The sequence below is a fragment of the Bacillus sp. JJ675 genome, assembly GCF_036963165.1.
Taxonomy (GTDB): Bacteria; Bacillota; Bacilli; order Bacillales; family Bacillaceae; genus Bacillus; species Bacillus glycinifermentans.
The window spans coordinates 20,157-31,983 of sequence record NZ_JBALMR010000037.1 but is presented as its reverse complement, the minus strand read 5'-3'; the positions used below and the strand labels follow the sequence as shown (position 1 = coordinate 31,983).

Here is an 11,827-nt window from a genome sequence, read left to right as displayed (position 1 = left end):
TGCTTTATAAAACATGGGAGCATTTATACATTTCCATCTTGGCGGTGCTCTTCGGCATTGTTGCGGCTGTTCCGCTCGGCGTGCTTTTGACGAGGATGAAAAAGGGAGCGGAGGTCGTAATCGGCGCCGTCAATATCGTGCAGACATTGCCGAGTTTGGCGATCTTAGCGTTTTTTATTCCGCTGCTCGGCGTGGGGAAGGTTCCGGCGATCGTCGCATTATTTTTCTATTCAGTCCTACCGATTCTAAGAAATACGTATACCGGTGTAAAAGGGGTCAATCGAAATTTGTTGGAGTCTGGAAAGGGAATCGGTATGACTGCATGGGAACAGATCCGCCTCGTCGAACTGCCCTTGTCGGTTCCGGTAATCATGGCGGGAATCAGGACATCGACCGTCTACTTGATCGGATGGGCGACGCTCGCCTCGTTTATCGGCGGCGGGGGCCTCGGCGACTACATTTTTATCGGGCTCAACCTGTACCAGCCTGAATATATTATCGCCGGAGCGGTTCCCGTTATCATATTGGCCGTGCTGATCGATTATATCCTTCAGAAAACCGAAAGCAAAGTCACGCCTGAAGGATTAAAAGGGATGAAGGAAGTATCGTAAGGAGTTGGCTTATATGCAGAAGAAAACATTGAGGCTGATCTGTGCCGTTATGCTGGTGTTCTCGCTTTTTGCGAGCGGCTGTGCGCTCCCGGGACTGGGCGGGGCGTCTGACAAAACGATTAAAATCGGCGCTCAAAGCATGACGGAATCCGAGATTCTCGCCAATATGCTCTCCCAGCTCATCGAGCATGATACGGATTTAAATACGGTGCTGGTGAAAAATCTCGGTTCAAACTATGTGCAGCACCAGGCGATGCTCAGCGGGGATATCGATATTTCCGCAACGCGCTATTCCGGAACAGACCTGACGAGCACGCTCGGCAGAAAAGCGGAAAAGGACCCGGAAAAAGCGCTCAAAATCGTCCAGAAGGATTTTAAAAAGAAATTTAATTATAAATGGTTTGATTCCTACGGATTTGATAATACGTACGCGTTTACGATCACGAAGAAACTGGCCAAAGAACACTATGAAACGATTTCTGATTTAAAAAAAGACGCGGACACGCTCAAGCTCGGCGTTGACAATGCCTGGCTGAAACGAAAAGGCGACGGTTATGAAGGGTTTAAAAAAACGTACCGCTTCGGGTTCGGTTCAACGTTTCCGATGCAGATCGGGCTTGTCTATGACGCCGTCAAAAACGGCAAGATGGATATCGTCCTCGCTTATTCAACGGACGGCAGGATCAAAGCCTATGATCTGAAAATATTGAAGGATGACAAGCGCTTTTTCCCGCCGTACGACTGCTCGCCCGTCGTTCCGGAGAAAGTGCTGAAGGAGCATCCCGAACTTGAAGGCGTCATCGGTAAATTGATCGGAACAATCGACACTGAGACGATGCAGGAGCTCAATTACGAGGTCGACGGAAAATTGAAAGAGCCGTCTGTCGTCGCCGAAGAATTTTTAAAGAAACACAACTATTTTCAGTAAAAAGGATGGTGATGCAGCAGATGGAAGTCCTTCAACAGCTTTGGACATACTACGCGAAAAACGGAGGCTATGTTCTTCAGGAATTTTTCCGCCACTTTTTAATGTCGGCGTACGGCGTGCTGTTCGCCGCGATCGTCGGCATCCCGGCAGGCATTTTGATCGCGAGGTACCGAAAAATCAGCGGCTGGGTTTTTGCCATTACAAACGTGATTCAGACGATACCGGCGCTGGCGATGCTTGCCGTGCTCATGCTCGTCATGGGGCTGGGGGCAAATACGGTTATCCTTTCTTTATTTCTGTATTCGCTTCTGCCGATCATCAGAAACACCTATACGGGAATCGTCAGCATCGAGCACGCCTATCTCGAATCGGGCAAAGCGATGGGCATGACGAAGCTGCAAGTACTGCGGATGGTTGAACTTCCCCTGGCGATGTCCGTGATCATGGCCGGCCTTAGAACCGCTTTGGTGATCGCGATCGGCATCACCGCCATCGGAACGTTTGTCGGCGCCGGCGGACTCGGCGATATCATCGTCAGAGGATCGAACGCCACGAACGGAACGGCGATCATTCTCGCGGGTGCGATCCCGACCGCGCTGATGGCCGTGATCGCCGATCTTTTGATGGGCTGGGTTGAGCGCGTGTTAAGCCCGGTGAAAAGCAGCAAAGGACGTTCGCCAGGCCCTGGAACCGCATAACCACAGTAAAAAGCCGAAATTTCTTTTAAAAAGGAAATTCGGCTTTTTACTGTTTTCGTTTCTTGGCTTCAGCGACAAGAAAGTGAAAATACTGCTCAAGATGTAAAATATCCTCGCGGGAAAGGCAGTCCCACTTTTCCGCGTCAAACAGCCACAAATCCTCTGCATCCAGTTCATCTGCGATATCGCAAATGGTGCGGTAGCCCGGCGGCTTTTCTCGGATTTCGCCCGCGCTCATGTAGCCTGCGATGTCCATCAGCTGTTCATAAGGAATCTTTAAGGCTTCTGCCAATTTTTTGATCGTCGCGGGTTTCGGGACTCCGCGGTGCCCGTTTTCGATTCTGGAGATCGCGGCAGCGCTCACACCGGCATACATCGCCAGCTGATTAACCGATAATTTCCTTTGTTCCCGCAGTTTTTTAAGCTGCTCTCCAAACGTCGTCATCGCCATAACCTCTCAATCTTATGATATGTACATTTTAAAGTAAATGTTGACTAAAGGAAACAGTTTAACAGGAAAAATATTGACAAAAGTTAACATAAGGGATAAAATAGCAGCAAGAAATGTGTACGGGCTAAAAAGAGGAACGATGGCAGAGGATCAGGATTTGCCGTCCCGGCTTTTTGCTTCCTGAACGAGAAAGTCAAAATATTTGTCAAGGTTTTCAATGTCTTTTTTCGAAAGGAGCTTCCATTTTTCGCTGTCGAACAGAGACAGATTCTCCAAGCCGTGCCTTGAGACGACATCATGGATGGTATCATAGCTGCTCCTTGATTCCTGCACCGTTGAGGCGCTGATATAGCCGGCTGATGCCATCAATTCCTCATACGGAATCTTCAGAGCGTCTGCAAGCTTCCTGATCGTCGCCGGTTTGGGGACACCGCGCTTCCCGTTTTCGATTCTCGAAATGCCGGCGGAGCTGACGCCGGAATACATGGCAAGCTGATTGACGGTTAGTTTTTTTCGTTCTCTTAATTGTCTTAAATGGCTTCCAAAGTTTGTCATGGATAAAACCTCGCAATCTCTTATTATCAAATATTTTAGTATGAATATTGACTATAGGAAACATCTGGATGATAAAAGTATTGACAAAAGTTAACAAAGTGTATATGGTGGATGTAGATAAAAAGAAATATATATTCGCATGAGGGGGAGGTAAAGTGGTAAAGAAGATCCATATCAAAAGAGATTTTGTCCTTCAGTATATGATCGAACATAATCTTTCCTTAAATCAGCTTGCCATCGAAATCGGCGTATCCCCGGCAACACTGAGCAGAGTGTTAAATGGAGAAAGGAGGCCTGGCCAGCTTGTCATCGGCAAAATGATTCATTACTTCAACAAGAAATTCGAAGATCTCTTTTATTATCAGGATGTTGACAAAAGTCAATAAAAAAGGAGAAAAGGAGGCATTTCACAAAGTGAAAAATACCGGAATCGTAAGGAGAATCGACGAGCTGGGAAGGGTGGTCCTCCCGGTTGAAATGCGCAAGGTGCTGAATATCAAGGAAAAGGACCCGCTTGAAATATACAGCGACGGAGACAGCATCATTCTCACGAAGTACGCTGCCAACATGGCATGTCTGATGACTGGAGAAATCACAACGCAGAACAGAGCGTACGCCGGCGGCAAAATCGTGCTCAGCCCGCGCGGTGCAGAGCTGCTTCTGAAAGATATGATGGAGGCGCTGTCGAAAAAGAAATAATGTTACATATCATGAAGCGGCGATCTTTCCGCTTCTTTTTGGTTTAGGGCACAACGGAGCCGCAAAAAATAAAAAAGACGCACGGACAGCTCGTGACATGCACTTCGTTTTCATGTAAAATAAAAATATTGTCAGCCAGTTTGTCTGGAGGTGTAGGGAATGGCCACATTTTTAACCGTCTTATTAGTGATTGTCAGCATCGTACTAATCATTGTCGTTTTGCTGCAATCCAGCAAAAGCGCCGGGCTGTCTGGTGCAATTTCCGGGGGAGCTGAGCAGCTTTTCGGAAAGCAGAAAGCAAGAGGGCTCGATTTGATTCTTCACCGCATTACGGTCGTATTGGTCGTGCTTTTCTTTTTCCTAACGATTGCGCTTGCTTACTTTGTATAAGGCAATGAAGCATGAGGTCTGATGTTGAAGTCAGACCTTTTTTCTTATTTAACGGATGAAAGTTTGTTTCCATTTCAAACGTGGAAGAATAGATATGAAAAGGAGAGACTGTAAATCATGAAAATCGTCAAACCACAACCTTTTACATTTAAAGGCGGAAAAAAAGCCGTCCTTCTTTTGCACGGATTTACCGGAAACACGGCCGATGTGCGCATGCTCGGAAGGTATTTGAATGAAAGGGGCTATACGTGCCACGCCCCGCAATATAAAGGACACGGGGTGCCGCCGGAAGAGCTTGTACATACAGGTCCGGAAGATTGGTGGAAAGACGTCATGGAGGGCTATGACTATTTAAAATCGGAAGGATATGAACAAATTGCGGCTTGCGGACTGTCTCTCGGAGGGGTTTTTTCGCTGAAATTGGGTTACACTGTACCCGTGAAGGGAATTGTCCCAATGTGCGCGCCGATGTACATCAAAAGCGAAGAAACGATGTATCAAGGCGTCCTTGATTATGCCCGGAATTATAAGAAGTTCGAAGGAAAATCCGCTGAACAAATTGACGCGGAAATGGAAGAATTCAAAAAAACGCCGATGAACACATTAAAAGCATTACAGGAGCTGATCGCAGATGTCAGACATCATGTCGACATGATTTATTCGCCGACATTTGTGGTGCAGGCCCGCCATGATCATATGATTAATACGGACAGCGCGAACATTATCTACAATGAAGTCGAGACGGATGATAAGCAAATCAAGTGGTATGAAGAATCAGGACATGCCATCACTTTGGATAAAGAGCGGGACACGTTGCACGAGGATGTGTACAGGTTTTTAGAAACGCTGGATTGGCAGACATAAGGAGGTCTGGTTAGTGGAAAAAGAAGAATTTATGGATAAGCTTCTCGCCTTTATGAAGGAAGAAGCGTATAAACCTCTGACAGTACAGGAACTGGAGGAGATGCTTGAAATTACGGATGCAGATGAGTATAAAGAGCTTGTCAAAGCCCTAGTTACTTTAGAGGAACAAGGGCTTATTGTCAGGACGAGAAGCAACAGATACGGGCTGCCGGAAAAAATGAATTTAATTAAAGGGAAGATTTCAGCGCACGCAAAGGGCTTCGCGTTCCTCCTGCCCGAGGATTCTTCCCTTGACGATGTCTTCATTCCGCCGTCCGAGCTGGGGACGGCAATGAACGGCGATACCGTCCTCGTCCGTCTCAGCACACAGACCGGCGGAACAAAAAAAGAAGGAACCGTGATCCGTATCGTTGAACGAAATATCGAGACGGTTGTCGGAACTTATACTGAGACGAAAAGCTTCGGCTTCGTCATTCCGGATGACAAAAAAATTACGAATGACATCTTCATCCCGAAACACGCCAAAAACGGCGCAGTCGAGGGGCACAAAGTCGTCGTCCGCCTGACAAGCTATCCTGAAGGCCGGATGAGCGCAGAAGGAGAAGTCGTTGAAATTCTCGGCCATAAAAATGATCCGGGAATTGACATTCTCTCCGTCATTCATAAGCACGGGCTGCCGGGAGAATTTCCCCCGGAGGCGATGGAGCAGGCAAACGAAACGCCGGAAACGATCGATGAGAACGACCTTAAAGGAAGACGGGATTTGCGCGATCAAACGATCGTGACGATCGACGGAGCAGATGCGAAAGATTTGGACGATGCGGTCACCGTCACAAAGCTGAAGAACGGCCACTATAAGCTCGGCGTCCATATTGCCGATGTCAGCCACTATGTCACAGAAGGCTCGCCGATCGACAAAGAGGCGTATGAACGGGGAACAAGCGTCTACCTCGTCGACCGTGTGATCCCGATGATCCCGCACAGGCTGTCAAACGGGATCTGTTCATTAAACCCGAAAGTAGACAGGCTGACGATGTCCTGTGAGATGCTGATTAACAAGCAGGGCCAGGTTGTCGAGCATGAAATTTTCCAAAGCGTCATCAAAACGACCGAGCGGATGACGTATTCAGACGTCAACAAAATTCTGGTCGATGATGATGAAGAACTGAAGCAGAAGTATGAAGCGCTTGTGCCGATGTTCAAAGATATGGAAGAGCTTGCCGCCGTTTTGCGCGAGAAGCGGATGGCGCGCGGAGCGGTCGATTTTGACTTTAAGGAAGCAAAAGTGCTCGTCGATGAAGAAGGAAAAGCGAAAGACGTTGTGCTGCGGGAGCGGTCAACGGCAGAAAAGCTGATCGAGGAGTTCATGCTTGTCGCCAATGAAACAGTCGCTGAGCATTTTCACTGGATGAACGTTCCGTTTATTTACAGGATTCACGAAGATCCGGATCAGGAAAAGCTGCAAAGGTTTCTCGAGTTTGTCACGACGTTCGGCTATGTCGTTAAAGGAACAGCGGGGAACATCCACCCGAAAGCACTGCAAAAGGTATTGGATGATGTCAGGGACACGCCTGAGGAAGCCGTCATCTCAACGGTGATGCTCAGATCGATGAAGCAGGCCAAATACGACCCGCAAAGCCTCGGGCATTTCGGGCTGTCGACGGAGTTTTACACGCATTTTACATCACCGATCCGCCGCTATCCCGATTTAATCGTTCACAGGCTGATCAGGACGTATTTAATTCAGGGGAAAACGGATGAGGCGACACGGGAGAAGTGGGCTCATCTTTTACCTGACATCGCGGAGCATACCTCCAATATGGAGCGCAATGCGGTCGATGCAGAGCGGGAAACGGACGATCTGAAAAAAGCCGAATATATGATGGATAAGATCGGCGAAGAATTTGACGGCGTCATCAGCTCGGTCACAAACTTCGGGATGTTCGTCGAACTTCCGAACACAATCGAAGGGCTGGTGCATGTCAGCTTTATGACCGACGATTTTTACCGTTTTGACGAACAGCACTTTGCCATGATCGGCGAAAGAACGGGCAACGTCTACCGGATCGGCGACGAAATCACGGTGCGCGTCGTTGATGTCAATAAAGAAGAGCGAAACATCGATTTCGAAATCGTCGGCATGAAAGGGACGCGCCGCCGGAAGAAACCGGATGCCAAGAAGAAGTCAGACGTCAAGAAAAAACCGGCTTCCGAAGAAAAAGGCGACTGGTTCACCCGGCCGAAAAAGAAAAAAGTGAAGAAAAAACGCGGGTTTCAAAACGCGCCGAAGCAAAAAAGAAAGAAAAAGAAAAAATAGCGGCACACTTCGGAAAAGGCGGCGAATTGTAAGACAGACGCCGATTTGGTAGAATAATACGTATTCGCTACCTTTTCAGGAAGGAAAGAAGCAAGCGGGAGGAGGTTGCCGTATGCCAAAGGGAGAAGGGAAAGTCGTTTCCCAAAATAAAAAAGCAAATCACGATTATTTTATAGAGGAAACATACGAAACAGGCATCGTTCTGCAAGGAACCGAGATCAAATCGATCCGCGCCGGCCGGGTGAACTTAAAGGACTCTTTCGCCAAAATCGAGAGGGGAGAAGTGTTCCTGCATAATATGCACATCAGCCCGTACGAGCAGGGAAACCGCTACAACCACGATCCGCTGCGGACGAGGAAGCTTTTGATGCACCGCAAGCAGATCAACAAGCTCATCGGCTTAACGAAAGAGCAGGGGTATTCGCTCGTGCCGCTCAAATTGTATTTAAAAAACGGCTTTGCCAAAGTGCTGCTCGGTCTTGGAAAAGGGAAAAAGAAATTCGACAAGCGGGAAGACCTGAAGCGGAAAGACGCGAAGCGCGAAATCGAAAGGGCTTTTCGCGACAGGCAAAAAGGGTTGATGTAAAGCCTGGATGTATGTTATCATATTTGAACGTGATCACAGAGATTACCATTTCAATCTCGCCGTGATCTTGTTATAATAATGATGCAGCCAGTTTTTCCGTATACCTTGTTTACAAGGGGACGTTACGGATTCGACAGGGACGGATCGAGCTTGAGCTGCGAGCCGAGAGGCGATCTCGTAAAAACGCACCTAAATATAACTGGCAAATCTAATAACCAGAACTTAGCTTTAGCTGCCTAATTAGCGCAGCGAGCTCTTGCCCGCATCGCCTATGTGCCGGTACAGAGCCCATAACCGAGTAGGCTACGCTTGCGCCTCCGTCTGAGGGCGCAGGAAGAGATTCATCAGACTAGCTCTCCGAAGGCCCGCCCGCAGGCACGACGATGAGCGAATCTAAATATGCAGGGCTACGCTCGTAGACGCTGAAGTATCGACGTTTCTGGACGTGGGTTCGACTCCCACCGTCTCCATACATAGTGATGAACTCGGTGATCCAGGAAGGGTTAAGGCACTCTTTTTGACCGACGAAACGAGATTATGAAAAAACCGCTGATTGTAAACAGCGGTTTTTTTATGTCATAAAATTTTCAGGTATTAAAACCAATTAGTCAAGCTTTAAAGCATTGCTTTAATCGGAGGCTTGTGAAGTTTTTAATGTTATGTAGAAAAAGTTAACTTCATTTCTCCCCAATTGTATAGAAGTACGGCATGAAACCTTAGTGGGAGAAACACTTTTTTATTTTATTTGAGAACGTTAATCTTCCCATTTTATAATTTTTCTTAAGATAAATAATATTACCAGTATAACTACAAAAGAAATTAAAAAGTTTAAAAAGAAATCACCTGTGAAAAAATTGAATGTTCTGTTCAAAAGGGAAAACATAATCTGACTCACTAAAGTTACTGCAAATACCATGCCAACCAATTTCACATTCGTATTTTTCATTACCAAATTCCCCTTTCGTATTAGTAAATTATACCCTTTAACAAAATATCCCTAGATTGTAATGTATAAATATATCAACAAATACAAAAACAGGGGGTATATTATGAAGAAATTTCTAGCCTTATTGATGACATTTTCTATGATAACACTAGTGGTTGGTCAGCAGTCAACTGTCCAAGCAGACGAAAAGTGTAAAACTTGTGAAAGTTCTACGACATTACCTTCACCTTCTTCATCAGACCTAAAACAAGCAGTAGACATTTTAAAGAAAAATGGAATTAAAACATCTTCCTTGAATACGGAAAATTCAACTGTTGTTAAAGATCAAGAAGAGAAAATTGTGATCATATCGGATAATGTAGACAAAGATAAAAAGCAAATGCATTTCAACCAATATTATGTAAATATAAACAACAATAAATATCTAGCTTTAGAGCATAAAATTGAGAAACTAGACAACAATAACTTTAAAGTCGAAATAATTAACTTAAATGTCGGAGCGAAGTATATTGTTAAATTGGACAAAGACGGAAACAAAATTGATGAAAAATTTGTTTCTCCCAAAAATGAAAATAGCTTTCAAACACAAAACTCTTCAAGCCTATGCCGAAAAATTGTCAACGCTGTCTTAGGTACTGGAACAAAAGCAGCCTGTGTTATAGCATGCACAGGTGTTACAGGCGGTTGGGGAGCGATAGCATGTTCGGCACTATGTGGGCTTGTAACTACTGGAGTAAGCTGGGCTGGTGCAAAGAACATGTGTGAGCAATTATTCGGTTAGAAAATTCAGGTCCCTTCTCAAACGAGAGGGGGCTAAATTATTTTTAAGGTGATTTTTATTTAATCCAAGTAGCCCTTTTTTGATAATAATTCTATTTGAAGTTAGATCTAATTATAGTAGGGTGAAATTAATAAATAAACTAACACACCTGTAAAGCTGACATAGAGCCAAATTGGCATTGTCCATCGAACAATTTTTCGATGCTTATCAATTTGCTTCGTTAATCCCCATAATAATGAAAATAGAGCAAGTCCAATCACAATACCTGCAAGAATACTATGAGAAATGAGTATAAAATAATAAAAGTATTTTGAAAGGCCATGCCCCCCATAATGAGTTGTCTCACCAGATAAATAATGATAAGTAAGATAAGAAATAAGAAAAAGTATAGTTGTTGTGAAAGCAGCAAAAATAAATCCCTTATGTATTTTTATGTTTTTCTTTTTAATTGCAAAATAAGCAGCAAGTAAAAAAATAAAAGTAAAGCTATTAAGTATTGCGTTTAACCGAGGGAATATAGAGAGGTCAAAACTTATTTTCCCATGATAACCAAGTGGCGAAAAAAACAGTAATAATATAATGATATTTGCAGTAATAGTGACAGTGATAATCAAGCCAGTGTAATTTCGTTTGCTGGTTGATTGATAAGATGTGTTTTTCATATTTATCTCCTTTCTTTGTTTATAAATCATCGACACGGTTTTTATAATTATATCGTAAAAAAATAAAAGTAAAAAAAGTATAAAGTAGCAATTGAAATGCAAATGGCATGATGAAATGTACCTGAATATTCATTCCAAAAATAGCGGAAGAATGTTTAATATTCAGTTCATTAATTCATCTTTTATCATATGTGATATTCTTTTTTCCTACTGAATGTCTCTTTTATTTTTACCAAAATTAATGTTTATCTCTTTTGAATAAGCACTATGCTATTTACTTAACAATATTTATAAATAAAGGCGATATATCCTAAACGTTATGCATCCTTCATCCGCTTAACAGCCTCCACAATGTTGCCCCTTTCTGTTTCTCTTATGGCAGAAATTTTCGGAGCCTTCGGCACGTTGAAGCCTGCATGGGAATGGAAGAAGTCGAAGAGCAGGGTGCCGGTCAGGTTGTTTTGCCGATCGCTGACGACGATCCAAAAGACCCTTGAACGTTGATCTTCCGTACCCCATTTTTCGATGGAATGTCTGAAATTGAGCGATTTTCCGATCAGAAAATCGCTTTTTTTAGTGTCGTGCGTCGTTTTGAAGCCGCATGCCTCAAGGCTTTCAAATACTGGAGGCATCAGCTTGTCAAGGTAAAGGCCGTAGGTCCTCCAACTCGGGAAAAGTTTTCATTAATTCTTCATAATGGTCATGCAGCGCTTTTTTCCAATTGTTGCTGACGAAGCGCTGCATCTGTTCACCGATTTCCTCCATATTGCAAACCCTCCTTTTTTGATCATGCACCTTTAGCTTATAACATGCATGCAAATGGCAACGTTTTTCACACTTTTGAGCAGTGCAGAAGGGGGCGCTTCGGAAAAACTTTATAATGTGCTATAAGGAAGCCGTAATGCCGCGCTCTCATCCGCAGTTGGGCTATGGTTTATACACAAGGCGGGGATAGAGCATTTTGTCGACGATGAAAAATGATACGGCCATCACGATTTCAGCAGATGTCGACAGATATATGTCATCCAAAAATTCATCAGCTGTAAATACGGCAGTCCATAAAAAAAGGACAGCGGTGATGTCGCTTGCTAGAACGGCTGCCCATTGACGGAGCCGAAGCCTTCTGATCGTGAGGATCATGATCTTTTCGACAGGTTCGATCATAAGTGTCAGCGCGATATATGCGAAAGTAAAAATGAACACGGAGCCGAATGATTGAAAAAAAGCGCCCAATAGCTGAAACAAAACAGAAATTCCTATAAAGTGCCCTGCAAAAATACAAGCCGCTGAGATGCAGCAGACGGCTATTTTTTTGAACATGAGATCACAGCTCCTTTTA

16 protein-coding genes and 1 other RNA gene are annotated in these 11,827 nt (G+C 44.6%); 11 read left to right on the top strand and 6 right to left on the bottom strand.

Annotated elements, in window-relative coordinates; all coding sequences use genetic code 11:
• The 3 genes from V7126_RS10495 to V7126_RS10485 all read left to right on the top strand — a co-directional run.
• Positions 1-611 (top strand): ABC transporter permease (locus V7126_RS10495; protein WP_335497573.1); only part of this gene is annotated, 611 nt, incomplete at its 5' end.
• A 49-nt stretch (positions 612-660) separates the two neighbouring features.
• Complete coding sequence (opuCC, locus tag V7126_RS10490; RefSeq protein WP_335497574.1) at positions 661-1,539, top strand: osmoprotectant ABC transporter substrate-binding lipoprotein OpuCC; 879 nt, start codon at positions 661-663, stop codon at positions 1,537-1,539.
• A gap of 20 nt (positions 1,540-1,559) precedes the next feature.
• Entirely contained in the window at positions 1,560-2,237 is a 678-nt protein-coding gene (locus tag V7126_RS10485) for an ABC transporter permease (RefSeq protein ID WP_335497572.1), read from the top strand.
• A 46-nt stretch (positions 2,238-2,283) separates the two neighbouring features.
• On the opposite strand, the gene V7126_RS10480 is transcribed toward V7126_RS10485, so the two are convergent.
• Both V7126_RS10480 and V7126_RS10475 read right to left on the bottom strand, forming a co-directional pair.
• Entirely contained in the window at positions 2,284-2,682 is a 399-nt protein-coding gene (locus V7126_RS10480) for a helix-turn-helix domain-containing protein (protein ID WP_046129130.1), read from the bottom strand.
• A 156-nt stretch (positions 2,683-2,838) separates the two neighbouring features.
• A complete protein-coding gene (locus tag V7126_RS10475) occupies positions 2,839-3,243 on the bottom strand; it encodes a transcriptional regulator (RefSeq protein WP_046129131.1) in 405 nt (134 codons plus the stop codon).
• 200 nt (positions 3,244-3,443) lie between these two features.
• Here V7126_RS10475 and V7126_RS10470 point away from each other — a divergent pair, with 200 nt between their 5' ends.
• From V7126_RS10470 to V7126_RS10435, 8 genes are all read left to right on the top strand, one after another.
• The gene (locus V7126_RS10470) at positions 3,444-3,629 is read left to right on the top strand and encodes a helix-turn-helix transcriptional regulator (protein WP_096892181.1); all 186 of its coding nucleotides are present in this window, start codon (positions 3,444-3,446) and stop codon (positions 3,627-3,629) included.
• Between the two features lie 28 nt (positions 3,630-3,657).
• Complete coding sequence (locus V7126_RS10465; protein ID WP_046129133.1) at positions 3,658-3,942, top strand: AbrB/MazE/SpoVT family DNA-binding domain-containing protein; 285 nt, start codon at positions 3,658-3,660, stop codon at positions 3,940-3,942.
• 159 nt (positions 3,943-4,101) lie between these two features.
• Positions 4,102-4,332 (top strand): preprotein translocase subunit SecG, encoded by a 231-nt coding sequence (gene secG / locus V7126_RS10460; RefSeq protein WP_046129134.1) that lies wholly within the window; start codon positions 4,102-4,104, stop codon positions 4,330-4,332.
• A 117-nt stretch (positions 4,333-4,449) separates the two neighbouring features.
• Positions 4,450-5,196 carry an alpha/beta hydrolase gene (locus tag V7126_RS10455; protein ID WP_046129135.1) on the top strand — a complete coding sequence of 249 codons (747 nt, stop codon included), beginning with the start codon at positions 4,450-4,452 and terminating at the stop codon, positions 5,194-5,196.
• A gap of 13 nt (positions 5,197-5,209) precedes the next feature.
• On the top strand, positions 5,210-7,513 hold the full coding sequence (gene rnr, locus V7126_RS10450) for a ribonuclease R (RefSeq protein ID WP_046129136.1): 2,304 nt from the start codon (positions 5,210-5,212) through the stop codon (positions 7,511-7,513).
• 112 nt (positions 7,514-7,625) lie between these two features.
• Entirely contained in the window at positions 7,626-8,099 is a 474-nt protein-coding gene (smpB, locus tag V7126_RS10445; RefSeq protein ID WP_046129137.1) for an SsrA-binding protein, read from the top strand.
• A gap of 115 nt (positions 8,100-8,214) precedes the next feature.
• Positions 8,215-8,572, top strand: a transfer-messenger RNA (tmRNA) gene (gene ssrA / locus V7126_RS10440).
• Between the two features lie 576 nt (positions 8,573-9,148).
• Positions 9,149-9,826, top strand: coding sequence for a hypothetical protein (locus V7126_RS10435; protein WP_175075514.1), 678 nt, complete (start codon positions 9,149-9,151; stop codon positions 9,824-9,826).
• A gap of 107 nt (positions 9,827-9,933) precedes the next feature.
• Here V7126_RS10435 and V7126_RS10430 read toward each other — a convergent pair whose 3' ends face one another.
• The 4 genes from V7126_RS10430 to V7126_RS10415 all read right to left on the bottom strand — a co-directional run bounded on the left by V7126_RS10430 (position 9,934) and on the right by V7126_RS10415 (position 11,808).
• The gene (locus V7126_RS10430; protein WP_175075512.1) at positions 9,934-10,488 is read right to left on the bottom strand and encodes a DUF420 domain-containing protein; all 555 of its coding nucleotides are present in this window, start codon (positions 10,486-10,488) and stop codon (positions 9,934-9,936) included.
• 317 nt (positions 10,489-10,805) lie between these two features.
• On the bottom strand, positions 10,806-11,120 hold the full coding sequence (locus V7126_RS10425) for a DUF6022 family protein (protein ID WP_335497571.1): 315 nt from the start codon (positions 11,118-11,120) through the stop codon (positions 10,806-10,808).
• 7 nt (positions 11,121-11,127) lie between these two features.
• Positions 11,128-11,253 carry a hypothetical protein gene (locus V7126_RS10420; RefSeq protein WP_272901825.1) on the bottom strand — a complete coding sequence of 42 codons (126 nt, stop codon included), beginning with the start codon at positions 11,251-11,253 and terminating at the stop codon, positions 11,128-11,130.
• A gap of 162 nt (positions 11,254-11,415) precedes the next feature.
• Positions 11,416-11,808 (bottom strand): YrvL family regulatory protein, encoded by a 393-nt coding sequence (locus V7126_RS10415; RefSeq protein WP_046129182.1) that lies wholly within the window; start codon positions 11,806-11,808, stop codon positions 11,416-11,418.
• Between the last annotated feature and the right edge of the window lie 19 nt (positions 11,809-11,827).